This is a genomic window from Micromonospora sp. NPDC093244, from assembly GCF_040683695.1.
In the GTDB taxonomy this organism is placed as follows: Bacteria; Actinomycetota; Actinomycetes; order Mycobacteriales; family Micromonosporaceae; genus Micromonospora.
Genome location: NZ_JBFBEO010000002.1, coordinates 1,487,802 through 1,511,316, shown reverse-complemented (window position 1 = coordinate 1,511,316; position 23,515 = coordinate 1,487,802). Strand labels below are relative to the sequence as shown.

Genomic DNA, 23,515 nt, shown 5'->3' with positions numbered 1-23,515 from the left:
AATGCTCACATGGCTTCCTGGTCCGAATTCGCCGCCGACGAGCCCCGACTCGCCGACGGGATCCGCGTTCTCCTCCAGCAGTACGGGCCGGGCTTCGGCTACCTGGCCACGGTCCGCGCCGACGGCGGGCCCCGGGTCCATCCGGTCTCCCCGGTCATCACCGACGAGGGCTTGTTCTGCTTCGTCATCGACTCCCCGAAGCGCCGTGACCTCGAACGGGACGGCCGTTACGCGCTGCACTCGTTCCCGCCTGAGGAGAGCGACGACGAGGCGTACGTGGCGGGTCACGCCCGACCGGTGACCGACCCGGCCCAACTGGCCCGATTGGCCCAGGGTGCCCGGGCCGAGCCGCACGCCGACTGGCGGCTGTTCGAGTTCACCGTCGACGTGGCGATGTTGACCCGCCGCGAGCAGCCCGTCGCGGGCATTCCGGGCTACGCGCCGGGCCGGCCGGCCGTGCAGGTCTGGCTCGACCCGCACGCTCCGCCGGTGGCTGCCGCGCCTGTCGCCGTACCGCCGGCGCGGCCGACCCGTCGCAGCCGTGACGTGCAGTGTACGGCCGCCTGACCACGGCCAGAAAGACGCCGGTGCCGGCTCCGTCGTGACGGAGCCGGCACCGGGTGTACGCGGAGAAGCTACGCGGCGCGGTAGGCGTTCCACGCGGTGATCATGCGGCTCGCCTGTCCCGGGGTGAACTGGTACATGCACGAGTCGTAGGTGTAGTCCATGAAGTTGGTGATCGGGTCCAGCCCGGTCGCCGAGCAGGTGTTGCGCCCGGTCGGGCACTCGTACGCGGGCGACGCCTCCGCCGGGGTGTCGCTGACGCCGTCACCCGAGCCGCCGCAGCCACCCTGGAAGGTGTGGTAGAGGTTCAGCCAGTGACCGACCTCGTGGGTGCCGGTGTCGCCCTGGTTGTAGTTGGTGGCGGTGCCGCCCGGCAGCGACTCGTTCAGCGCGACCACGCCGTCCATGCTGCTCAGGTTGCGCTGCGGGAAGGTCGCCCAGCCCAGCAGGTCGTTGCTCAGCTCACCGAGGTAGATGTTGAGGGTGTTCTTGCCGCCCACCCGCAGTGAGGACTTCATCGACCGCTCCGCCGACGAGCCCTGCACGATCGGGTACCACGACGGGTTCGTCACCCGGTTGATCTTGTCGAGTCGGAAGGCGAACGCGGTGACCGCTCCGCCGGTCGAGCCGGCGTAGGCCTGGTTCAGCACGGTGATCTGCGAGGTGATCATCGAGTCGGGGATGTTGCCGCCGGTCCGTGTGCTGTTCTCCTGGATCACGTGCACGACCACCGGGATGGTGACCGTGGCCAGCGCCGTCGCGCCGGCGCCGGTGCGGAAGTTGGCGCGCTCGCGCAGCGCCGCCGCGAGGTCCGCGTCCCGCTCGCGGACCTGCTTCGCGGTCAGCTCGTTCGGGTCGTGCTTGGCCGCCGCACCGGGCTTCATCCGGGCGTTGGAGTGGCTGTCGGCCGGCTCAGCGCAGGCGCCGCCGGGCGCCGCGGAGAAGGCCGAAGCAGCCGGAACGACGCCCACCGCGGCGGTGCTGAGCAGCAGCGCGAGGGTCGTCGACGCGACACCGGCGGCACGCCGGGTCAGCAGGTTGGGACGGGGTCCCATGGGCCCACCTCTTTCTGGCGGCGCGGCAGGGGGTGTGTCACGCCGTGGCTGGCAACGTGTGGCAGACGTTACAACCGATCGACGTATTTGAGAACGGCCATATGTTGCCGTCCGGAAACTTCTTCCTGGGTGTGCGGGGGTGGCGGGCTCGCGGGGGTACCTGGGTGCACCGGCTCGACCACTCGGGTACAGTGGTGCCGCTCGCGGGTGTAGTTCAATGGCAGAACATCAGCTTCCCAAGCTGACAGTGCGGGTTCGATTCCCGTCACCCGCTCCACGCACGGAAGCCCTGGTCAGGACCGATGGTCCGCCAGGGCTCACGTGGTTCTAGGTCACGCTGAAACAGGGGTGGGCCATTAGCGGGCCATTGTCACGCTCAGCCGCGAGCTAGAGCGATGATCAAGCTAGTCACAGCGCTAATGAAGGCCGCGAGGGCCAGTAGGAGCCCACGCGCGGCATGGATGCCCCGCATCACTCTCGGTGAAACCGGCCGTGACTCGCCGTTGTCTGTGCGGGGCGGTCTTGTTACGGTCATGGAGGTGCCTTCCTTCGACCTAGCGAGGCTTCCGGGTAGGTGATCTGAAACGGCATCCGTGGCTAGACGGGTGCCGTTTCCCATGGGTTGCAGGTCTTGACTTGCCGACCTTCAACCACGGTAGGTCATGAATCCCGTACGAAAGAAGGCGAAGGTGCCGGAGTGACTGTGGATAAATGCCACTTTCATTCGCTAAACCATTAAGGGTTTCCGCCCAACTTTGCTAGGAGATCGTGTCACCGTCGCCGCCTGCGACCCGCTTGACCTTGCGTTTGCTCGGCTTGCGCCGGGCCGCCTTGACTGCCTTGTCGATCGCGTCGGCGATGCCCTGGTCGGCCTCTCTGTTGGCGTGCTGGTAGATCAGCGCGGCACGCGGGCTGTCGTGACCCATTCGCGCCATGATGTCGCGCAGGCTCGCGCCCGGTGCCCGCGACGCGAGGGTGTTACCGGTGTGCCGCAGGTCGTGGAAGTGCAGCCCGGCCGCGCCGACCGCCGCAACCGCCTCGGGCCACTTGACCAGCTTGTTGAAGTTGCCGCGCCAGAGGTTCCGGCCGCTCTCGCCGGTGAACACGAACGCCTCGGGTGCCTTGCCGACGTAGCTGCCCATGTGCTGTTTCAGCACAGGCAGTGCCGCCTTGGGCAGGGCTACGGTCCGCGCGCCGGCCCGCCACTTTGGAGGGCCGAGGATTAGGCCGGTTCCCCGGTGTTCGACGAACGCCTGTCGCACCCGCACTGTGCCGGCCGCTAGGTCGATGTCGCATCGTTGCAGGGCGACCGCCTCGCCCCACCGCAGGCACCCGAACGTGGTGACCAGGATCAGCGCTTGGAAGCGCTCCGGTATCCGCTCGGCGAGCGCGAAGATCTGCGGAACGGTGAGGACCGGCCGCTCTGCGGGCTTCTCCTGGTCGGCACCGACGACGCGGCACGGGTTGATCCTGATCAGTTCGTCCTCCTTGACTGCGGTCATCAGGACCGCGCGTAGCAGCCGGTACGCCTTGGCGGCCATGGTTACCGATACGCCCTCGGTCAGCAGCCGCGCCCGCCACTCGCGGACCATGGGCGTGTCGATTCGGTTGAGCGGCATGTCGCCAAGGTGCGGCGTGATGTGCCTGCCGAGGGTCCAGCGGTACAGGTGCACTGTCCGGGGCCGTAGGTTCGGCCGTTCGGTGATCCATCGCTCGGCGTAGTCGCGTAGCCGGATCTTGCCGCGTTCAGGGTCGATCCACTCGCCCCGCATCATCTGGGCCTCGATCAGCGACAGGTCGCCTTGGCTAGTCAGGTCAAGCTCCGCGCGGGAACTTTCCTGGCTTGGCTAGTCAGAGGTAGTGTCGATTCGTGGCCGAGAACCTTGAATTCCTGGGTGACCTTGATCCCGACGACCCTCGACAGGCATCGCAGCAGATCGCGAACATGCTCCGGGCCGCGATCTTGACCCGGAAGCTCGCGCCCGGTGACAAGCTGCCGTCGCAACCCGAACTCGCGAACCGGTATGGCGTCGCCCGCGAGACGATCAAGCGCGCGCTTGAGGTGCTGCGCAACGAGCGCCTGATCGTGACTAGGCAGGGGAGCGGAGCGTTCGTCCGTGCGCAGACACAGCGACCGGTCGAGCTTCGGCCCCTGATCGAGGCAGCGTTCGAACACGAGCATGTGGCGATCGACTTTGCGGGGTTCTCAGGCGAGACGCTACGGGACGCAATAGCCGAGGCCCTCGACATGGTGCGTGCCGGCCGCTCCGCTCCCGAGACCATCAGCGTCCGCCTGCTGATCTCTGACATGTCGGTACCGATGGCGCTACCGGCCCTCGCTGCGACCGGAGCGGACGATCCTGCTGTCCGGAAGCGGGCAGAACGCATCACCCGACGGGCTGCCGACGGGATCATCGACCAGGTGCAGGAACTCGCCGACCTCGGCCTCGTGAAGTCCGCGACGGTGGAGGTGCGGACGCACAGCATCGCGCCAACCTTCAAGCTCTACATGCTGAACGGGCGAGAGGCGTTCTTCGGGTTCTACCCGGCGATCAGGCGCGAGGTGACCATCGGCCGAGGCCCGGTCGAGATCTTCGACCTGATGGGCAGGGACGCGACTTTGTTCCACTACGCCGTTGACGAAGACGAGGCGTCGCACGGCACACAATTTGTCGAGTCTGCGCGCCTCTGGTTCAACTCAGTGTGGGACAGCGTCGCGCGCGAGTACCGGTCGTGAGCGCCCCGACGCTGTCCGACCTGGTGGGCGTTGGGCCGTTGCTCCTGGACTTCGACGGGCCGGTCTGCTCGATCTTCGCGGGGTATCCCGCGCCGCGCGTGGCGGCAGAGTTGATCTATCTGCTCGGTGCGGAGCGGGTCGAAATTCCTCGCGACGTCTACTACGAAAAAGATCCGTTAGCCGTACTGCGTTGGTGTGGCGAGACATGCCCACCAGAACTCACGGCGACGCTTGAGGACACCCTATGCGCCGCTGAGAGGTACGCCGCTAGCGTCGCGGCGCCCACCCCATTCGGGCATGAGGTGATCCTCGGCGCGCACGCCCTCGGCGTGCCGGTGGCCGTGGTAAGCAACAACTCGGCGGTGGCGATCGAGGCGTACCTGACGGCCCATGATCTCGCCGCATACGTCACGCCGATCATCGGTCGGGCATACGCAGATCCGAGGCGGATGAAGCCAAATCCCGGCCCCGTCCTCGATGCGGTGCGCGCCCTCGGGGCAGATCCGGCCTCCTGCGTGCTGGTCGGCGACTCGCTCTCCGACATCGAGGCGGCCCGCGCCGCCGGGGTCGGCGCGATCGGATACGCCAACCGGCCGTGGAAGATCAACGCCTTCGCGGCGGCCGACATCGTCATCACGTCGATGGGGGACATCGCCGAGGCGCTGTCCCCCGTGTCCCCCGTGTCCCCCGTGTCCCCCGTGTCCCCCGATGGGGACTGAGCTGCAAGTACGAGGGGGACAGTGCATGCGACAAGGGTGCGAAGCTCTTACGACGTGGCGTGCCTTCAGGCACGGGCGCGCAAGGTGCGAGGATGCATATGACGGATAAGCATGGACAGCTTCGCGTGCGGCGGGAGGCCGATCACAATTGACTAAGACTATCGCCTTTTTCAACAACAAGGGCGGCGTGAGTAAAACCACCACCTGTTTCAACCTGGGGTGGATGCTTGCCGAACGTGGACATAAAGTCATTATGGTCGACGCCGATCCTCAGTGCAATCTCACCGGCATGGTATTGGATTTGCGGGAGGAGGATGCCCTTGAGAAATTCTACTCCGAAAACCCAAAGCGCAATCTGAAAGATGCTCTGGAACCCGCATTCGCGTCGCGACCGGTGCGGCTCGCGCCCGTGGAGTGTGTTCCGGTCACTGGACGGGAAGGACTCTACCTCTTGCCTGGCCACGTCGGGTTGGCCGAAGATGAAGTGTCCCTGGGTATCGCTCAGCAACTCTCAGAGTCTGTCCAAGCCCTAAAGAACTTGCCTGGCAGCTTCCGCTATCTTTTCGACATCACGGCGGCAGAGTATGATGCCGATTTCGTCTTGGTGGATCTCAGCCCCGGCCTTGGGTCCATCAATCAGAACCTCGTCACCACTGCCGACTTCTTTGCAATACCGGCCAGTCCGGACGTGTTCTCCGTCATGGCCTTAGCTTCGCTAAGCAGGGTTCTGCCGAGATGGATGGCATGGGGGCGTAATGCGGCCGGCCTTGAAGCTTTGGCGGATGCCGACTACCCATTCCCGAAACCCGACTTGAAGTTCTTGGGAATGATCGTTCAGCGATACCGCCTTAAGGGCGGAGAGCCAACGGAAGCTTTCCGCAGCTACTTCGATGATCTGGACAAGTCTGTGACTGACACGCTTGTGCCAGCCCTGACGCGCGCCGACCTTCTGCTGCCAGGGAACAAGTACCAGGAAGCTGGGCTCGAACCGACGCTGCGGCTTGCCAACATCCCCGATTTCAATACTCTCATTGCAAACTCCCAGCAGGCGCGCAAACCCGTATTCTCCCTGACTCAAGAAGACGTGAAACGGCGAGGGTTCGTCTGGGGCACCATCCGAGCGCAGATCTCCAACTTCAACGAAATATTCGAGGATATGGCGGAGAGGATTGAGAGACTCACGAGCTAGAGATGGCTACCTCGCGAGTGCGGCAGTTTGCGCTGGAGATCGTGCGAGCGCGGGACCTGGTTGGGCTAGGTCAAAGCTTGCAGGGCTTAACTCAGGGGCGTGTAGACGGATCCGATATGTACCGGGCAGCTTTGGTGCACGGCGTAGCTGCTCTAGATTCTTACATGCATGGGGTAATTCTCGATCGTGCCGTCGATATCCTAATGGGTCGTGTCACTAGCATCGGGGCCAAAAGCAAGATCGGTCTCCAATTCTCCGCAGTGCAGCAAATCCTTAGCGCGTCGAACCCGTTGCAGCAAGAGTTATCGGCGCGGTCCCACGTCGCTCAGCGCCTATCACTTGAGACCTTCCAGAAACCTGACGATGTTGCGAACGGACTCGCCATGGTTGGTCTACCAAAGATCTGGACCACCGCATTTCCGAACGATCCCAACGGCGCAAAGACTACTCTCGGCGTTATAGTGCAGCGGCGGAATAGAATAGTCCATCAATGCGATGCAGATCCGTTGACTCCAGGAACAGTGACGCCACTGAGTGACTCTGACGCAATCAAGAGCATCGACGCTGTCGAGCGAACGGTCACTACTATTGATCAGTATTGCTGATGTCCCTGGAGTAGCGGATTGGGGGAAGACGTGCCTCACGTCACGGTGGGCCATTAACCGGCCATTACGGCCTGCCTCCAGAGGCCACTCCAGGCCATCCGTGGACACGACACCCCGAGGTGGCGGCCGGTTAGGTGCGAACCCTGTACGGTTCCCAAGCTGACAGTGCGGGTTCGATTCCCGTCACCCGCTCCAGTACGAAGGCCCTGACCAGGACGACAATCCCGGTCAGGGCCTTCGATGTTCCGAGGTCAAGAATCATGCGGCATGCCATTAGCGTGCCATTAGCCCTGGTCGCCGCTGACGTCATCTCGGTCGGCCGACCGCCTCTTGCTTCGCTCCACGGTGTGTGGGACTCACGGCGGAGATGGCTCTGAGGCCCGCCGTGCGATTCAGGTGCGATGTCTCAGTCAGGGCTGGGGCCGGGCAGGCTGGGCATTGACATCACTTGGATGATTGGTCGCATGAGCGTGGATGACCCGGAGCCGGTGTGGACCGCCTTGCGCCTCGTCATCGTGGTTCTCAGCCTTGTCATGGTCATACTCGGCGTACGTGTCGCGGTGACGCGACGGTTTCCTACGGCCTGGGTACGGGTTGCGCACCTGACGGCCAGCCAGCGATCCCAGCCCGTCCGCCTCGGTGCTTATGTCGCCCTGCTCGGTGCGGGCCTGCTCGTCCCGCAGGTACCGTTTCTCATCCCCGTGCCCCACGCGGTCGGACGTGCCCTGTTCGCAGCAGCACTGCTTCTCCTCATAAGTGCGGTGGGAGGGCTCGTCCTGCTCCGGCGCTAACCATCGCTTCAGGCCGACGGTCGCGGCGAGCAACCGGCGTGCCATTAGCGTGCCATTGGGCGAGGACAACAGGGGCCAGCCGAGGCCACGGGAGACTGCCGAGACCAGGCCGCCAAGCCGGTGACCTGACGGAGATCGACAATTCCCAAGCTGACAGTGCGGGTTCGATTCCCGTCACCCGCTCCAACGTGCGAAAGCCCTGGTCAGGACGTGAGTCCCAGCCAGGGCTTTCGCGTTGTCGGGAGAGCCGAAACCGGCCGTGGGCCTCGGGCTGCGATCTTCGTTGCGGCGAACGTCATGATCTTGATCGTTCTCGTCTACGGATTCCTGTCCGGCGAGCCGATGCTGGTGAATCGGTGAGGAAGCCGCAGGCGTCTTGACGTTCTGGGCGTCCTCACTGTTGTCGACTTCACCAGCCCGCACAGCGACATCACCTCCGGCCACAGCCGCCGTCGGTAGGCCCACGGCCGTGCGCGTGCGGGCCGATGTATGCCGGCGGTGAGGACCAGGGCCTGAGGATCGGGTGACCGACGGGCGGCGTTCACCGAGACGGCCGGCGGGCAGCCCGCGGCTTCGGTGGCCCGAGGGATCGCCGTGACTCCACACACTTCGGCGAGCGCCTGCCAACCGCTCTGCCGGCTTCTCCTGATCCGCGACTTTCTGCTGGTCGGGGCGGGGAATCGGCACCGGTTCCTGCGCGGTCAATCGTCCTGCGTCACCGGGCGGAGCCGGCCGTTGTCAGGCGTGCCGGTTGACATCCTCAGATGAAAGTGGTTGATTACTTACATCAGCCCGCCGGGCTGAGATGCAAGGAGGTGAAGGACCCCGTCCGCGGCCTGTTTGCCCCGGACCGCATTGATCCGACGAGCAGTTCAGCCCCGCGCTGAGGGTTCGCGGAACCTCCCCGCTCCGTAAAGGATGCGGTCAACCACTTCCAAGCGATCGACCGCAGACCAACCGACCCGCCACCGACGGGTCACCCAGACAGAGAAGGACGTTCATGAGTAACGCCGTATCCACCCCGCAGAACACCGACGTCGACGCCGTGCGGGCCGCCGCGCAGCAGGCGTTCAAGAACCACATGGAGTACCTCTCCTCCGGGCGGATCCCGGAGTGGGTGGCCCTGTTCACCGAGGACGGTGTACTGGAGTTCCCGTACGCCCCCGAGGGCTACCCCACCCGCACCGCCGGCAAGGCGAACCTTCACGAGTACATGAAGAACTTCCCGGAGCACTTCAAGGTCGAGTTCACCGACCTGCACTTCCACGAGACCACCGACCCGTCGCTGGTCATCGCCGAGTTCAAGAGCCGGGGCACCGCACTGGCCACCGGCCGCCCCTACAACCAGACCTACATCTCGGTCGTGGAGACGAGGGACGGCAAGATCAGCCGGTACGTCGACTTCTGGAACCCGCTCATCGCCATCGAATCGCTCGGTGGCAGCTCGTCGGACATGGTCTCCGCCTTCAGTAACGAGTGACACCCCGCGCCACTCCCCGGCAGCGGACGGGCCGCCAGCGCGACCCGTCCGCGCCGGGGGCGGCCGGCACTCCGGTCGCCGCTCCACCGCACGCGCCTACAATCGGACCCGCATCCCTGGTCGTGGACACCAGCACAGACACGATCAGCCGGTACGTCGGGCTTTCGGGAATCTGATCGGAAGCTCTCGGCGACGAAGTGCTCTCCCGCCCTCAGCAATGACCGACGCAGCCTGGCGATTTGACGCCCTGCCTATGAAAGTGGTGGGTTACTCGCATGGAGACGAGGACACGGCAGCGCTCCACTGCCGAGGAGCGCCGGGCGACGGTCATGCGTACGGCGATCAAGACTTTCGCCGAGCGCGGCTACTACGGGACCTCGACGATGGACGTGGCCAAGGCCGCCGGCATCTCCCAGGGATACCTGTACCGGCTGTTCAAGGACAAGCAGACGCTGTTCGCGGTTCTGGTCGACTACTGCTCGACCCGCCTGCTCGAAGGCGCCGCCGCTGCTGCCGCGTCGGTGCAGAGCACCGATCCCGAGGTGGTGCTGGGGGCGCTCACGGCCTCGTACGACGGGGTCATCGCCGACCGCGACGTGCTGATGATCCTCCTGCACGCGCAGGGCTGCGCGGGTGAGCCGGTCATCGGCGAGGCAATCCGTGCCTGTTACGCCAAGCAGGTCGAGTACGTCCGCGCCGTCTCCGGCGGCTCCGACGAGCAGTTGCGCCGCTACTTCGCCGACGGACTGCTGTCCAACGTCCTGGTCGCGATCGACGCGCTCACCCTCGACGCACCGTGGGCCCGCACGCTGCGCGGCTGAGGACAACTCCCCATCGCCAACGGGCATCCCCGCCGTTGGTGTCCTCTGCCGGACCGCCATGTGGCGCCGGAAAATTAAGCGGTCCACCGCATAGCTTCACAGGAACCTTTCATCCTGGCCATGGGTGCTGGTGCCGCGATCGCCGCGGATCAGGGGCTGCCCTTCGTGATCGGCGACCTGCGCGATCAGGACCGGATGCTCGGGGCCATCGACACCTACCGGAACGGCTTCCGCCCCTCCCGATGGTCCGAACGCCCCTACGTCGTCGTGTCCGGCATCGTGGCCGTCGCCGCCACCACCGACGCGGCACGACGCCTGCTGATAACCGGAAGCCGGATCGATGGCGTACTCCCGCACACACGGCGTCTTCCCGCCCCTGGCCCCGGCCGACCAGACCAAGCGCGGTCGATGACGGCCGAGGAACTGAAGCACTACGAAGACGCTCTGCGCGGCCACATCCACGGCACGGAGGACGACGTGGCCGAACAACTGGCGACGATCGTGACAGCGAGCGGCGCCGACGAGGTACTCGTCACCACCAGCACCTACGACCGCGCAGAGTTGTACGACTCCTACCGCAGGCTGGCCCGCACCCTGGGCCTGTCAGAGCCTCGCCTTCCCGAAGGGAACCGCCTTGCATCCACACATTGACGACCGCTCGGCCGTGCAGGACACGCTTGTGCGAATGGCCTGGTACGTCGACCGACGCAACTGGAAGGGCCTGGCCGACGAGGTCTTCGCGGACATGATCCGTGTCGACTACACGGCGGTCTGGGGTGGCGAAGCCGAGGTGCTCCGAGGGCAGGACCAGGCCAACCGTTGGGAACGGGACCTCGCGCATCTCGACGCGACCCAGCACGTCATCACCGGGGTGCTGGTGTCCGTCGACGGTGACGAGGCGACCGCGACCGCGAACGTCCAGGCACACCTCGTACGACGTGGTGCCACCGCCGGGCCTTTGTGGTCGAATGGCGGGACCTACACCACCCGCCTGCGCCGCGGTGCCCACGGGTGGCGGATCACGGCGCTCATCGTCGAACTCCTGTGGGACTCGGGCAACGCAGCGGTTCTCACCGGAGACGAAGACGGCGTGCCGACCTCCGACAATGGCGCCACCGATGCGCACTCCACAAGCGAGCCGGAATAACGCGCTTGTACGTTGGTCGTGGTGACACTGTGGCATTGATTCAGTGGGAATGCCACATTTCTGCTCGCGACCGGCCGACGTGCGAGAGCGGTTACGTCAGGAGTTGGATGCGGGGTGCCTCGTGGCTGTGGGCGATGGGCTCGGAACAGTGCTCGCACCTGTGGGCCTCCGGGCGGACGGTGTTGGACTGCGTCGAGAAGGTGCCCGACTGGACCGGTTCCGGGCAGAGGTAGCCGAGGTGCAGCCGGACCCACGGGACGCGGGTCAGTGCGAGTGATGGCTGGTCCCGTTTGGCGTCGTCGAAGGGCGACCACCAGTAGTCGACCACCACCCGCAGGAGCGTCCTTTTCTGTTCTGAGGTGCGGTCGAAGGCGGAGATCCGGGCAGCCGCCGGGTGCTGGCCGGTTCGGCTGTCGCCGGAGCATGTGCCGTGTTCCGCGCCGTGTTGCAACCCCGTCGTACGGCCGGTCCTCCGGCAGATGAAGCAGTCGAGGCTCAGTTCGACGTCGCCCGTCCAGTGCAGGTTGTGGAAGGGCGAGTCGCTGACAGCCAGCACAGCCGTGACTTCGACGGATCGCAGCATGGCTCGATCCTGTCAGTGTGGGGCTTGGCAGTGCAGTGTCGGCAAGCGCTTCGTCGAGTGGGATGCGCTGCCCTGGCCGTCGTGCTCACCGGCGGGCAGGTGGCGGAGTGATGATCTCAGTAGCATGCGCGGATGCCCCAGCCAGTGATCTTCGACCTCTTCCACACCCTCGTTCACGGCGCCGATGACGAGCGTGACCGGGTGGTCGGCGAGATGGCGCTCATGGTCGGGGTGGCGCCGGCCGCTCTGGTCGCGGCGTACCACGCCACCTGGCGGGACCGGCTGGTCCGGTGGGACGTGGAGGAGACACTCCGCATCCTCGTCGGACGTCTGGGCGGCACGCCGACCGATGAACAGGTGACGCGGGCCGGGGAGCATCGGCGGGACCTCGCGCGCCGCGTACTGGGCGGTGTCTCGACCGCCACCGTGGACGTGCTCGACGCGCTCCGTGCCGACGGGCATCCGCTGGCCCTCATCAGCAACGCCACCTCGGAGACCGCCGAGGCATGGCCGCGCAGCCCGCTCGCCAGCCGCTTCGACGTCGCGGTCTTCTCCTGTGAGGTCGGGTTGGCCAAGCCCGATCCAGCGATCTACCACACTGCCGCTGAGCGGGTGGGCGTCGCGCCGGCAGCGTGCGTCTACGTGGGCGACGGCGCAGACGGCGAGCTGGCCGGGGCGGCAGCGGTCGGCATGACAGTGCTGAGGACCACGGAGCACAACGACACCGACCCGAGCTGGGGCGGGCCGGCGTTCGCGGCCCTTGGCGACCTGCCCACCCTGCTGCACCAGCCGTCTCGGGGGTAGGTCGACTGCCCGGGATCGTCAACGGCGCCGCACCCTGTTACTCGTCGCTGCGGCAGGGGCGAGGGTTGGCGTTGCGCAGCCGGATGCCGCTGAAGCCGACCGAGCTGTCGGTCACGACGTCCCAGAAGGGCCAGAGGTTGTCCAGCACCCGAAGCTGGATTCCCGCTTCCGCGTGGCACCGCAGAAGATCACCCACCGGTTCGGGTGGGCCGAGGGGTGTCACGGGCTCGACGGCCACGAACGCGTGCGGTTCGGGCGTGCCGAAGGGTCGGAAGCGATCGGCTGGCAGCCGGTACGCGAACAGTCGCGCCTGCCGCAGCGCCTCCAGCCAGCCGTACTCGATCGCATGGACCCGCTCGCCGCAGCCCGCTCCGATGACACGGTCACGGTCCTCCCGAGAGGTGGTGGGCAGCACCCAGGCCATCGCCCGTGGGCATTGGCGCGGGAACCAGTAGTCGGGAGCCCGGTCGTGGTCGACCGCCCACACGTAGGCGTCCGGCTGCTGAGCGGTCGCGGCGACGTGCGGGATGAACCGTGTGATCGTCGGGTCCTCCGAGAAGTGCAGCACCTGCCCGGGCTCCGGTCGCATGCTGTTGTCTCTACCCGGCAAGGGTGCCCAGCTCAACGAGATTCTCGCGATCCGCGCCGTGGGAGGGATGAGCTGGGTCGATACTTAGCGTGGCAGCCGCTACGACGCTGTTCGTCACGGTGACAGGTCGGTGAGTCCCCGTCAGTTCGTGGTGACCGTCGGGCCACCGCCGCTGCCCCTGTCGTCGAGCACCAGCGCGGCACGCCCGTTCACCTCGTACCTGATGTGGGTGACCTGCGGGGTGTGGATGCCCCGGGTGGGCGTCAGCTCGATCGCCTCCTTGTCGCCGAGGTCGAGGTCCGCGTCGAACAGCCGCAGGCCGGTGCCGAGGACGACGGGTACGACGTGCAGCTCCAACTCGTCGAGCAGGCCCGCCTTGAGGACCTGCCGGACGAGGCTGCCGCCCCCTGCCACCGCGACGTTCTTGCCGCCGGCTGCGGCGCGCGCCTGCTCGACGGCGCTGGCCACGCCGTCGGTGACGAAGGTGAAGCTGGTGCCGCCCTTGCGTTCGAGCTTTTGGCGGGGGCGGTGGGTGACCACGAACACCGGCGCGCGGAAGGGTGGCTCCTCACCCCAGGGAATCTCGCCGCCGTCGGCCATCCGGCGTCCCATCACGTACGCGCCGGCCGCCTCGAACGTCTCGGCGACCACCTCGGAGTTGGTGTCGTGTTCCCCGCCGGCGAAGCCCTGCCGTTCGCGCCACGACATCGCCTCGGTCACCCAGCGGGTGACCCGGAAGAATCCGGCGCTCTCGGCCGAGTCCATCCAGTTGCCGTCGCCTGTGAACTGCGGACCGGCGTAGAACCCGTCGGCCGACACCGAGAGCTGTGCGGTCACCTTCGTCATCGTTCGTTCCTCTCCTCGGGTGGCACCCGCGACGGGTGCCCGCTCGGGGATGGGTCGGAGCCGTCGGCGGCGTCCCGACAGGACGCGACTGTGGTGCTCGTCACAGGCTAGGTGACTGCCAGCTGCGACCGCATATTCACAGCGAGACGCTAGCGACAGGCGGGCATCGACGATGTCCCGCTGCGGCTTGCCCGAAGCGCGGGCGTACGTATCCGACGCGGCTAGGCTGGCGATCATGCGGATTGGCATCGTGATCCTGCCGGATCAGCGTTGGGCGCAGTCGCGGAGTCGCTGGCGGCAGGCCGACGAGTGGGGCTTCGACCACGCCTGGACGTACGACCACCTGGGCTGGCGGGATCTCGTCGACGGCCCGTGGTTGGACTCGATGGGCACGCTCACCGCGGCCGCGACGGTGACCGAGCGGATCCGGCTGGGCACCCTCGTGGCGTCGCCGAACTTCCGGCACCCGGCGGCGTTCGCCAGGCAGATCACGACTGTGGACGACGTGTCGGACGGCCGGCTGCTGCTGGGCCTGGGCGCGGGCGGGATCGGCTTCGACTCGGCGGTGCTGGGCGGCGAGACGTTGCCGCCGCGTCAGCGGGTCGACAGGTTCGCCGAGTTCACCGAGCTGCTGGATCTGATCCTGCGGGAGGACGGCACCACCTGGCGGGGCGAGTGGTTCGCCGCGGTGGACGCCCGCAACAATCCCGGCTGCGTGCAGCAACCCCGGGTGCCGTTCGTGGTGGCCGCCAACGGGCCACGGTCGATGCGCCTGGTGGCCCGGTTCGGTCAGGGTTGGGTGACCACAGGCACCGATGCCGACGACGTGAAGGGCTGGTGGGACACCGTGTCGGCGCTGTCGGCGCGGATGGACCGCACGCTGGCCGAGGCCGGCCGCGATCCGGCCACTCTGGACCGTTACCTCTCGCTGGACGCGGCGCCGGTGTTCTCGCTCAGCAGCGCGCAGTTCTTCGCCGACCAGGTCGGCCGGGCCGCCGAGCTGGGCTTCACCGACGTGGTGACGCACTGGCCGAGGGCCAGCAGTTGGTACGCCGGTGACGAGGCCGTGCTGGAGGATGTGGCGACGCGGTTGCTGCCCGCGCTGCGGGGCTGAGGCCCTACCGTCAGGTGCCGAGGTCGCCGCCTGCCACGGCGCCCTCGCCGCCGGACACCAGCCGCAGTCGTAGGCACACGATCGGCGTGTCGTCGTCGACAGGGGTGCCGAGCCGCGCCCAGTAGGCCGAGTGGCCGGCCCGCCACTCCTCGATCGACAGGTCGCCCTCGCCCTCGGCGCGGGCGAACTCCCAGGGCACGTCGCCGAAGCGGACCACCTCGACGCCGGTGATCTCGACGACGCCGGCCAGCGCGTCGTCGTCGTCGACGAGTGCCACCCGCTCGCCGACCTGCTCCAACTCCTCGCCCTCCTCTTCGTACTCGGCGAGCCGGCCGGCGGTGGCGGTCTTCACGCCGGCCAGCACGAGGGTGTTCAGGGTCGTCCGTAGCTCGCCGGGGGTGCCGAGGGCGAGGGTGCGCAGTTCACCGATCCGAGGCCACATCCTGCCGAGGCTAGGCTAGGCGAGCGCGGCCCGGCCCGCCGCCGCAATCTTGCTCAGATCAGCTGCCCGGCGTAGCCGGCGGCGGTGAGCAGCCGCTCGTCGCCTGTCGCCGCGTGTGCGTCGAGGGCCGCGTCGGCAAGCTTGACCACGTGCTCGTCGCCGTGCCGGGCCGCGCGGGCGAACACCTCCGCCGGTGTCGCGGCGGTCACGGTCGGCGGCGCGATCCCGTCGGTCGGGGCGTACACCGAGGTCATGGCCGCCGTCGCGGCCCAGGCCGCGGCGAGGCTCGGCGCCCACAGCGCCCGGTCCAGTGCCGGCAGGGTACGCAGCACCGCGGTCGGCGCGGTCACCGCGTGCACGAGCATGACAGGCGACGCGTGCCCGTAGCGCAGGTAGTTGAGGCCGGCGCGGTGCACGAGCGTGGTGAGGCCTCGCTGCGCCTCGGCCGGGGTCCGCGCGGGGCGCAGCGCCGCCAGTGCCGGCTCCCACCGGGGTACGCGGGCAAGCCGGCCCAGCCGGTCCCGGACGCCTCCGCTCTGGTCGTCGATCCGGGGCACCCCGGCCAGCGCGGCGTCGACGTCCACCTGCTCCCGCTCGGCGGTGGGGTCGGCGACGAGCCGGTCGGCGCCGGGGACGGGCTGCCACCGGGCCGCCCAGTAGCCGAGGGCCTGCGCCAGTTCGGTAATCCGGTGGGGGGTGGTGTCGTCCGATTCGAGCGCGCGTACGGCGTGCCCGACCCGGATCACGCCGTGGGTGGCGCCGGCCGCGATGCCCGGCAGCAGTCGGGGCCACCAGGTGCCGAGCACCTCGCGCCAGGGGTGTTCGCGCAGTTCCCTGTCGAAGTGGGCCAGCCAGTCGCCGGCCCGTTTCGCGTCGCCGAGCGCCGTCCGCCAGTCGTCGATGGGGTGCCGGCCCCGGGGTAGCTCGTCGAGCCGGCCGAGGTACCCGTCGAGCCAGCGGTGCACCCGCTGCTGGTGCCCGTGCCGGGTCAGCGCCTCGACCGCCATCGGCCCGTGGTTGGAGAGCCAGCCCTCGTATTCGGGACCGGTGCGGTGCAGCCGTTCGTACGCCTCGTCGAGAATTCCGTCGCTCATGGTTCGATCGTCGAAGATGAACCGAGCTTGAGGTCAACCCGGCAGATCCGCTCCGGTGATCAGACCGGTGATCCGTAGCGCGGCCGCGACCTCGGGTGGGCAGTCCAGGGCCACCACCGCGGCGCCCAGCACCTCGGCGCCGAGTGCCGCGCAGATGTCGTGGAGCGCGCGGATCTGTGCCCCGGTACGGACCCAGTCGTCCACCACCAGAACCCGGTCGTCGGGGCCGAGGTGCCGGTCCCGCACGGCCAGCTCGACCCGCCGACCCCGGTAGTCCGGCGGGCTCTGCGCCCAGGTGAGCGGCCCGGCCGGTAGGCGTCCGTCGCCGGGTTTGTGCGCGGCCACGAAACCGACGCCGAGGGCTGTGGCGGCCAGCGGGCCGAGCAGCAGACCGGTGACGGCCGGGGCGAGCACCACCGTCGGTCGGGCCGCCCGGTACGGCGCCACCAGGGCCGGTCCCAGGTCGGCCAGGACGCCCGGGTCGCGCCACCAGCCGGAGATGTCGCTGACCATGTGGCTGGTGCCGGGGCCGGGGTCGATCCACCGGAACAGGGCGGCCAGGCGTTCGGTCAGCTCACTGGGCATCCGCCCATCGTGCGGCACGGGCGCTCGACACAGCCGCACCGGGGCCGGTCGACCCATGCCGGCTCGGATGATCGGCTACACGTACCGGGGTAAATACGGCCATACCACCATGATCACGTTGACGTCGGAAGTGCTTCTCTCGTTACGGTCCGAGCCGGTTTGTTCAGTCGACGAAAGGAACCGGGCCGGTGGCAGGCAGGCACTCCCGTACCCGCATCTTCTCCTCTCCGGCGGGCATCGCGGCCACCGCGGCGGTCGGCGTCGTCCTCGCCGTCGGAGGCACAGTCGGTGCCGTCCAGCTGACCTCGGGTTCCGAGCCGGCGGGCCAGGCGGCCCTCGAGTTCACCCCGACCACCGCCCCCAGCAGCCTCGACGCGACCAGCCCGGCCGCCTCCCCGAGTGCCAGCGCCTCGCCGAGCGCGACGGCCAGCCCCTCGCCCAGCCGGTCCAAGCAGGCCGCCTCCCGGGCCAAGGCCCGCACCGCCTCCCCGAAGCCGAGCCCCACCGCGAAGAAGACCACGGCTGCGGCGAAGGTGCTCCAGAGCGGTTCGTGCGGCGCCTCGTTCTACTCCGACGGGCAGCTCACCGCCAACGGCGAGTCGTTCAACCCGAACGAGCTGACGGCGGCGCACAAGACGCTGCCGTTCAACACCAAGGTCCGCGTGACCAATCCGAACAGCGGCAAGTCGGTGGTGGTTCGGATCAACGACAGGGGTCCGTTCATCGACGGCCGTTGCCTGGATCTCTCCCGGGCCGCGTTCGCCACCATCGCGTCGGTGGACGTGGGTGCGCTCACCGTCCGCTACGAGGTGCTCGGCTGAGTGATTCGGTTCCCGCCGATCCGGCCGGACACCCGGGCCGGCCGGTCAGAACCTCCTCGGACGACGGGCCAGGTTCATTCACGCGCTCACGTGGATCAGGCATGCTGTCCCTCGTACCCACGCGACTCCTCCAGTCGGGCCGTCGCCCGCTGAGCCCCGGATCCCGCGCCGGCCTCGGCGCGGCCCTCGCCCTGCTCGTGATCGTCTCCGGGCTTGAGGCTGCGGACGGTCGGGGCGCGCACTACATCGCACTGCTGGCGGCTGCGCCGGTCCTGGCCGCCGCCCTGGCGTCCTGGCGGGTGGTGCTGGGCGTGGGCGCGGCGGCGGCAGTGCTCGGGGTCGGCTTCGCCGTCATCGAGCCGAAGATGGAGCTGGTCACCTCGGTCAACGTGGTCGCCGTCGTGCTCGGCACCGGCCTGGCCGTGGCGGTGGCGGCGGTACGACAGCGGCAGGCCGTTCAGATCGCCGAGCTGTCCAAGCTCGCCTCGGTGGCCCAGCAGGCGGTGCTGCGTCCACTGGGCCCGCAGGTCGGCACGCTCTCGGTGGCCGGTCGCTACATCTCCTCGACGGCGACCGCCCAGATCGGCGGCGACCTGTACGAGGCGATCGACACGCCCTACGGCGTACGCATGATCATCGGTGACGTGCGCGGCAAGGGGCTGGACGCGGTGCGGCTGGCGAGCATCGTCCTCGGCTCGTACCGGCACGTGGCCTACGAGCGGGCGGACCTGCGGGCCGTCGTCGCCGACCTGGACCGGGCTGTCGCCCGCAACGTCGGCGACGAGGACTTCGTGACGGCGGCGCTGGTCGAGGAGCGGGGTGGCACGCTCACCATCGTCAACTGCGGGCACCCGCCGCCGCTGCTGCTCCGCCGGGGCGCGGTGATTCCGCTGGAGCCGCCGGCGCCGGCGCCTCCGCTCGGGTTCATGCCCGTGGTCCGCCCCCGGGTGGAGCGCCTGGAGCCCGGCGACCGGCTGCTGCTGTTCACCGACGGTCTCGGTGAGGCGCGGCGGGACGGCGAGTTCTTCCCCACCGCCGACCGGGCCTGGCGGCTGCTGGGGCACGGCACCGTCGCCGACGGGCTGGCCTCGCTGGAGACGGCCCTGGTGGAGTGGGTGCAAGGCCGGCTCGATGACGACATCGCCCTGGTCCTGATGGAGTACGTGGGTGCCCGCACCGGCGCCGCCGCGGCCGTACCGAGCTGGGAGGTCGGCGCGGCCGAGAGCTGAGCGCCCCGTTTGTTACAAGCGTGTGTGTAATCGCTGTCACTCGGTTGATCTGCTTGTCGCTGCCTACCCGCGAGTAATACAGTGTGGGTTACTGATCGGTAACACCTGTCCGGAAGCGGGGCCAGCGAGCATGACCCACTACAAGAGCAACCTGCGGGACCTTGAGTTCAACCTGTTCGAGGTCTTCGGGGCGGACCAGGCGTTCGGCCAGGCACCGTACTCGGAACTCGACGCCGACACGGCCCGCACGTTCCTCGCCGAGCTTGACCGCCTCGCCCGCGAGGACCTGGCCGCCAGCTACACGGACAGCGACCGCAACCCGCCGGTGTTCGACCCGGCCACGCACACCGCGCCGCTGCCGGCGTCGTTCAAGAAGTCCTACCAGGCGTTCATGGACTCCGAGTTCTGGCGCCTGGACCTGCCGCCGCACCTGGGTGGCACCACCGCACCGCGCGCCCTCTGGTGGGCCCTCGCCGAGCTTGTGCTCGGCTCGAACGCCCCCATCTGGATGTACGCCTCGGGCCCGTCCTTCGCGCACGTGCTGGAGGTCGAGGGCACCGAGCAGCAGAAGCGGTGGGCCAAGCTCTTCATCGACAAGCAGTGGGGCTCCACCATGGTGCTCACCGAGCCGGACGCCGGCTCGGACGTCGGTGCCGGCCGCGCCCGCGCCATCCAGCAGCCGGACGGCTCCTGGCACATCGAGGGCGTGAAGCGCTTCATCACCTCGGGTGAGCACGACCTCACCGACAACATCGTGCACTACGTGCTGGCGCGCCCGGTGGGCGTGGAGGGCCACGGCGGCCCCGGCACCAAGGGCCTGTCGCTCTTCGTCGTGCCGAAGTTCCACTTCGACGAGACCACCGGCGAGCTGGGCGAGCGCAACGGCGTCTACGCCACGAACGTCGAGCACAAGATGGGCCTGAAGGTCTCCAACACCTGCGAGCTGACCTTCGGCGAGCACGGCGTACCGGCCAAGGGCTGGCTGCTGGGCGACAAGCACGACGGCATCCGCCAGATGTTCATGATCATCGAGTACGCCCGGATGCTCGTCGGCACCAAGGCGATCGCCACCCTCTCCACCGGCTACCTCAACGCCCTGGAGTACGCGAAGAACCGGGTGCAGGGCGCCGACCTGATCCAGCAGATGGACAAGACCGCGCCTCGGGTCACCATCACCCACCACCCGGACGTGCGCCGCTCGCTGCTGCTGCAGAAGTCGTACGCCGAGGGCCTGCGCGCCCTGGTCCTCTACACCGCCACCTGGCAGGACAAGGTGGCGGTCGCCGAGGCGGCCGGTGACGAGAAGGCCACCAAGCTGGCCAAGCGGGTCAACGACCTGCTGCTGCCGCTGGTCAAGGGCGTCGGCTCGGAGCGGGCGTACGAGCTGCTCGGGCACGAGGCGCTGCAGACCTTCGGCGGTTCGGGCTTCCTCCAGGACTACCCGCTGGAGCAGTACGTCCGGGACGCCAAGATCGACACCCTGTACGAGGGCACCACCGCCATCCAGAGCCTCGACCTGATCTTCCGCAAGATCGTTCGGGACAACGGCAAGGCGCTGATGGCGGTCGCCAGCGAGATCCAGGAGTTCATCTCCTCCGAGGCTGGCAACGGCCAGCTCAAGGAGGAGCGGCAGGCGCTCGGCAAGGCCCTCGGCGAGGTCCAGAACATCCTCGGTGTCATGACCGGGTGGTTGGGCGAGGCGCAGGGCGGCGAGGCCCGCGCGCTCTACAAGGTCGGGCTGAGCAGCCGTCGGTTCCTGCTGGCGATCGGCGACCTGGTGGTCGGCTGGCTGCTCCAGAAGCAGGCCGACGTGGCCCTCAAGGCCCTGGCCGGCGAGGTCTCCGCAAGCGACAAGGCGTTCTACACCGGCAAGGTGGCCGCCGCGCGCTTCTTCGCCCGCGAGGTGCTGCCGCGCATCGGCGCCGACCGGCGGATCATCGAGGGCACGGACCTCGACATCATGGACCTCCCGGAGGAGGCGTTCTGACCGTTCCACGGCATGCCTGAGGTTCCGGGTTCGCACCACCTGGCACCTACGGCCGGCGGCCGGCGGGGGCACTTCGCCCCGCCGGCCGTCGCCGTTTCCGCACCCGGGCCGTAGCGGCCCGGCGGTTTCGCCTGGCGCGCGTCGGCTGTCGGGGTCGGCGGGACGGGGCCCCGTCGGTCGGGTATTCGCGGCGTCGCGTCGGGTATGCCGGTGCCGTGGCGGGTAACCGTCGCGTGACCACGAAGGTGAACGCCCAGAGCCACCGCACGGGGGAGTGCAGCGCACATGGGTGTAGGAAGCGGAATCTTTCTCATCGCGATCGGCGCGATCCTGACCTTCGCGCTGAGAGCCAACGTCTGGTGGATCGACGTGCGGGCGGTCGGCTGGGTGTTCATCCTGGCCGGGCTGGCCGTCCTGCTGACCACCCTCTGGTTCTGGCAGGACCGGCGTAAGCGGGCTCGGACCCTCATCGTCGAGGAGAACCGGCTCTCCCATCCGACGGCGATGATGCCGCCGCCGCCCGACCCGCCGCCGCCGACCGCGCCACCCTCCTGAGCGGCCCACCCTGAGCCACCCGTCGTCCTCGGCGGGTGGCTCAGCCTCGTGCGGTGTGCCGCGCGGTGAGCCGCGCCCCGGCCGGGCCCAGATCCGCCCAGGCGTTGGTGCTCGTGTGCACCGCCGACTCGGCGGTCCGCAGACCCTCCTCGTCCGTACCCTCCGGATCGAGGAACGCGGACAGCAGCGAGATACCCGGGTTGTGGGCGATCAGCAACGCCGTCCGGGCCGCCGGGTCGACGGTGCGGACAAGCGCCAGCAGTTCCTCGGGATGGGCGTCGTACGCGCCCGGCTCGTAGCGGACGGTCGGGCTCGGCCCGGTCGGCCCGCCCTCCGGCGGTGCGCCGGTCATGCCCATCGCCACGCCGTGCCAGGTCTGCCGGGTACGCCGCGCGGTCGAGCAGATCACCACGTCGGGCAGCAGCCCGTGGTGGGCCAGCCACGCGCCAGCGGCTGCCGCGTCGGCGTCCCCGCGCGGGCTCAGGGGGCGGTTGGCGTCGTCCGCGGCGTCGCTGCCCTGCTCGGCTTTCGCGTGCCGGAGCAGCACCAGTGTCCGTGTCTCGGCGTGGGCGTCCGTCATGTACCCAGCTTGCCCGATTGGCGATCTCCGTGCCGGGGTAAGTCGATGGATGCCGCACCCCTACCGACGGCCGCGGCGGGCAGTACGCCAGGTTAGAGCCGAGGAGCGAAACATGGGCATTGGTGGCAGCATCTTCCTGATCGCGCTGGGCGCGATCCTCGCATTCGCCGTGGAAGCCGACATGGGCTGGCTGAACCTGTCAGTGGTCGGCTGGGTGCTGATGTTGGCCGGTGTCGCCGGCCTGCTCACCACCCTCTACTTCTGGAACAGCCGCCGCCGGGTGGTGGCCGCGCCGGTGCGCGAGGAGCGCGTCGTGGCCGACCGGGTGGTGCCCGTCCAGGACGACCGGGTCGTGCAGGAGTACCGCGAGGTGCGTCGGCCGGGTCCGCCGGCCTGACCCTCGTTCGCGAACTCCGGGGTCCCGCAGCGTGGCGGGGCCCCGGCTCGCGTTTTCCGGCGGGTCAGGTTCCGGCGGGGTCGGTTCCGGCCGGTCAGGCGAACAGCGCGAAGTAGATCGCGATGTGGTGGCAGAGCGCGGCCAGCAGGGTGCAGGCGTGGAAGAACTCGTGATGCCCGAACACGGTCGGCCACGGGTTGGGCCGGCGCAGGGCGTAGAACACCGCGCCGACGCTGTAGATCGCCCCACCGACGATCAGCAGGACCAGGGTCGTGACGCCGCCGCCGTGCAGGATGTCCGGCAGCATGGCCACCGCCACCCAGCCGAGCGCCAGGTAGAGCGGCGCGGACACCCAGCGCGGCGCGTGCGGCCAGATCAGCTTGAGCGCGACTCCGCCCAGCGCGCCACCCCAGACCAGGGCCAGCATGATGGTCGCCTGCCGGGTCGAGAGCAGCATGGCGCAGAGCGGGGTGTACGTGCCGGCGATGAACACGAAGATCATCGAGTGGTCCATCCGGCGCATTACCTGGTAGCCGCGCTCGGACCACACGCGTCGGTGGTACAGGGCGCTGGTGCCGAACAGCCCGCAGACCGTCAGGCTGTAGACGACGCAGCTCACCAGTGGCGCCCAGCCCGGACGGGTGGCGGCGATCGAGCAGAGCACGATGCCGGAGACCAGGGCGACGAAGAAGGCGTACGTGTGCAGCCAGCCGCGCATCCGGGGCTTACCGATGTCGACCGGCTTCAGGCGAAGCGGGGCGGAGGTGGTCACCACATCAGG

The 23,515-nt window shown here is 68.5% G+C and carries 26 protein-coding genes and 1 tRNA gene; 17 read left to right on the top strand and 10 right to left on the bottom strand.

The window, feature by feature from the left end:
* Window positions 1-9: 9 nt before the first annotated feature.
* A complete protein-coding gene (locus tag AB0N27_RS17315) occupies window positions 10-567 on the top strand; it encodes a pyridoxamine 5'-phosphate oxidase family protein (protein WP_364369955.1) in 558 nt (185 codons plus the stop codon).
* 68 nt (window positions 568-635) lie between these two features.
* On the opposite strand, the gene AB0N27_RS17310 is transcribed toward AB0N27_RS17315, so the two are convergent.
* On the bottom strand, window positions 636-1,619 hold the full coding sequence (locus AB0N27_RS17310; protein ID WP_364369953.1) for a zinc metalloprotease: 984 nt from the start codon (window positions 1,617-1,619) through the stop codon (window positions 636-638).
* A 203-nt stretch (window positions 1,620-1,822) separates the two neighbouring features.
* Here AB0N27_RS17310 and AB0N27_RS17305 point away from each other — a divergent pair.
* Window positions 1,823-1,896: transfer RNA gene (locus AB0N27_RS17305), tRNA-Gly, on the top strand.
* Between the two features lie 481 nt (window positions 1,897-2,377).
* Here AB0N27_RS17305 and AB0N27_RS17300 read toward each other — a convergent pair.
* A complete protein-coding gene (locus AB0N27_RS17300) occupies window positions 2,378-3,394 on the bottom strand; it encodes a site-specific integrase (RefSeq protein WP_364369951.1) in 1,017 nt (338 codons plus the stop codon).
* A gap of 95 nt (window positions 3,395-3,489) precedes the next feature.
* On the opposite strand from AB0N27_RS17300, the gene AB0N27_RS17295 reads away from it, so the two are divergent.
* From AB0N27_RS17295 to AB0N27_RS17260, 8 genes are all read left to right on the top strand, one after another.
* Window positions 3,490-4,356, top strand: a complete 867-nt coding sequence (locus AB0N27_RS17295; RefSeq protein WP_364369948.1) for a GntR family transcriptional regulator — start codon at window positions 3,490-3,492, stop codon at window positions 4,354-4,356.
* Complete coding sequence (locus tag AB0N27_RS17290) at window positions 4,353-5,075, top strand: HAD-IA family hydrolase (RefSeq protein WP_364369945.1); 723 nt, start codon at window positions 4,353-4,355, stop codon at window positions 5,073-5,075. The genes AB0N27_RS17295 and AB0N27_RS17290 overlap by 4 nt, the downstream gene beginning before the upstream one ends.
* 148 nt (window positions 5,076-5,223) lie before the next feature.
* On the top strand, window positions 5,224-6,264 hold the full coding sequence (locus AB0N27_RS17285; RefSeq protein WP_364369942.1) for an AAA family ATPase: 1,041 nt from the start codon (window positions 5,224-5,226) through the stop codon (window positions 6,262-6,264).
* 1,069 nt (window positions 6,265-7,333) lie between these two features.
* Window positions 7,334-7,660 (top strand): hypothetical protein, encoded by a 327-nt coding sequence (locus tag AB0N27_RS17280; RefSeq protein WP_364369939.1) that lies wholly within the window; start codon window positions 7,334-7,336, stop codon window positions 7,658-7,660.
* A 1,000-nt stretch (window positions 7,661-8,660) separates the two neighbouring features.
* On the top strand, window positions 8,661-9,140 hold the full coding sequence (locus tag AB0N27_RS17275; protein WP_364369937.1) for a nuclear transport factor 2 family protein: 480 nt from the start codon (window positions 8,661-8,663) through the stop codon (window positions 9,138-9,140).
* 275 nt (window positions 9,141-9,415) lie between these two features.
* Window positions 9,416-9,961, top strand: coding sequence for a TetR/AcrR family transcriptional regulator (locus AB0N27_RS17270; protein WP_364369934.1), 546 nt, complete (start codon window positions 9,416-9,418; stop codon window positions 9,959-9,961).
* Between the two features lie 120 nt (window positions 9,962-10,081).
* On the top strand, window positions 10,082-10,612 hold the full coding sequence (locus AB0N27_RS17265; protein ID WP_364369931.1) for an LLM class flavin-dependent oxidoreductase: 531 nt from the start codon (window positions 10,082-10,084) through the stop codon (window positions 10,610-10,612).
* A gap of 34 nt (window positions 10,613-10,646) precedes the next feature.
* Window positions 10,647-11,108 carry a nuclear transport factor 2 family protein gene (locus AB0N27_RS17260; protein WP_364369928.1) on the top strand — a complete coding sequence of 154 codons (462 nt, stop codon included), beginning with the start codon at window positions 10,647-10,649 and terminating at the stop codon, window positions 11,106-11,108.
* A 91-nt stretch (window positions 11,109-11,199) separates the two neighbouring features.
* On the opposite strand, the gene AB0N27_RS17255 is transcribed toward AB0N27_RS17260, so the two are convergent.
* The gene (locus AB0N27_RS17255) at window positions 11,200-11,691 is read right to left on the bottom strand and encodes a hypothetical protein (protein WP_364369925.1); all 492 of its coding nucleotides are present in this window, start codon (window positions 11,689-11,691) and stop codon (window positions 11,200-11,202) included.
* Between the two features lie 132 nt (window positions 11,692-11,823).
* Here AB0N27_RS17255 and AB0N27_RS17250 point away from each other — a divergent pair, with 132 nt between their 5' ends.
* Complete coding sequence (locus tag AB0N27_RS17250) at window positions 11,824-12,495, top strand: HAD-IA family hydrolase (RefSeq protein WP_364369922.1); 672 nt, start codon at window positions 11,824-11,826, stop codon at window positions 12,493-12,495.
* Between the two features lie 37 nt (window positions 12,496-12,532).
* Here the strand turns inward: AB0N27_RS17250 and AB0N27_RS17245 are convergent, their stop codons facing one another.
* Window positions 12,533-13,084: a DUF6886 family protein gene (locus tag AB0N27_RS17245; protein ID WP_364369919.1), complete on the bottom strand. Its 552-nt coding sequence runs from the start codon at window positions 13,082-13,084 to the stop codon at window positions 12,533-12,535.
* Between the two features lie 141 nt (window positions 13,085-13,225).
* Complete coding sequence (locus tag AB0N27_RS17240) at window positions 13,226-13,930, bottom strand: dihydrofolate reductase family protein (protein ID WP_364369916.1); 705 nt, start codon at window positions 13,928-13,930, stop codon at window positions 13,226-13,228.
* Window positions 13,931-14,165: 235 nt separating this feature from the next.
* Between AB0N27_RS17240 and AB0N27_RS17235 the strand changes: the two genes are divergently transcribed.
* The gene (locus AB0N27_RS17235) at window positions 14,166-15,044 is read left to right on the top strand and encodes an LLM class flavin-dependent oxidoreductase (RefSeq protein ID WP_364369913.1); all 879 of its coding nucleotides are present in this window, start codon (window positions 14,166-14,168) and stop codon (window positions 15,042-15,044) included.
* Window positions 15,045-15,054: 10 nt separating this feature from the next.
* Here the strand turns inward: AB0N27_RS17235 and AB0N27_RS17230 are convergent, their stop codons facing one another.
* From AB0N27_RS17230 to AB0N27_RS17220, 3 genes are read right to left on the bottom strand one after another with little or no spacing between them, the layout of a single operon-like run.
* Complete coding sequence (locus AB0N27_RS17230; RefSeq protein ID WP_364369910.1) at window positions 15,055-15,486, bottom strand: ASCH domain-containing protein; 432 nt, start codon at window positions 15,484-15,486, stop codon at window positions 15,055-15,057.
* 53 nt (window positions 15,487-15,539) lie between these two features.
* Window positions 15,540-16,580, bottom strand: a complete 1,041-nt coding sequence (locus AB0N27_RS17225; protein WP_364369907.1) for a hypothetical protein — start codon at window positions 16,578-16,580, stop codon at window positions 15,540-15,542.
* A 33-nt stretch (window positions 16,581-16,613) separates the two neighbouring features.
* Window positions 16,614-17,165, bottom strand: a complete 552-nt coding sequence (locus tag AB0N27_RS17220; RefSeq protein WP_364369905.1) for a phosphoribosyltransferase family protein — start codon at window positions 17,163-17,165, stop codon at window positions 16,614-16,616.
* A gap of 188 nt (window positions 17,166-17,353) precedes the next feature.
* Between AB0N27_RS17220 and AB0N27_RS17215 the strand changes: the two genes are divergently transcribed.
* The 4 genes from AB0N27_RS17215 (at window position 17,354) to AB0N27_RS17200 (ending at window position 21,757) form a co-directional block, all read left to right on the top strand.
* Window positions 17,354-17,986, top strand: coding sequence for a septal ring lytic transglycosylase RlpA family protein (locus tag AB0N27_RS17215; protein ID WP_364369902.1), 633 nt, complete (start codon window positions 17,354-17,356; stop codon window positions 17,984-17,986).
* Window positions 17,987-18,087: 101 nt separating this feature from the next.
* Entirely contained in the window at window positions 18,088-19,215 is a 1,128-nt protein-coding gene (locus tag AB0N27_RS17210) for a PP2C family protein-serine/threonine phosphatase (RefSeq protein ID WP_364369899.1), read from the top strand.
* A gap of 130 nt (window positions 19,216-19,345) precedes the next feature.
* Window positions 19,346-21,202: an acyl-CoA dehydrogenase gene (locus tag AB0N27_RS17205; protein WP_364369896.1), complete on the top strand. Its 1,857-nt coding sequence runs from the start codon at window positions 19,346-19,348 to the stop codon at window positions 21,200-21,202.
* Between the two features lie 285 nt (window positions 21,203-21,487).
* Window positions 21,488-21,757, top strand: coding sequence for a DUF6458 family protein (locus AB0N27_RS17200; protein ID WP_030332052.1), 270 nt, complete (start codon window positions 21,488-21,490; stop codon window positions 21,755-21,757).
* A 40-nt stretch (window positions 21,758-21,797) separates the two neighbouring features.
* Here AB0N27_RS17200 and AB0N27_RS17195 read toward each other — a convergent pair whose 3' ends face one another.
* The gene (locus AB0N27_RS17195; protein ID WP_364369892.1) at window positions 21,798-22,337 is read right to left on the bottom strand and encodes a histidine phosphatase family protein; all 540 of its coding nucleotides are present in this window, start codon (window positions 22,335-22,337) and stop codon (window positions 21,798-21,800) included.
* Window positions 22,338-22,449: 112 nt separating this feature from the next.
* On the opposite strand from AB0N27_RS17195, the gene AB0N27_RS17190 reads away from it, so the two are divergent.
* Window positions 22,450-22,734, top strand: a complete 285-nt coding sequence (locus AB0N27_RS17190) for a DUF6458 family protein (RefSeq protein WP_364369889.1) — start codon at window positions 22,450-22,452, stop codon at window positions 22,732-22,734.
* A gap of 94 nt (window positions 22,735-22,828) precedes the next feature.
* On the opposite strand, the gene AB0N27_RS17185 is transcribed toward AB0N27_RS17190, so the two are convergent.
* On the bottom strand, window positions 22,829-23,506 hold the full coding sequence (locus AB0N27_RS17185) for a hemolysin III family protein (RefSeq protein ID WP_364369886.1): 678 nt from the start codon (window positions 23,504-23,506) through the stop codon (window positions 22,829-22,831).
* Between the last annotated feature and the right edge of the window lie 9 nt (window positions 23,507-23,515).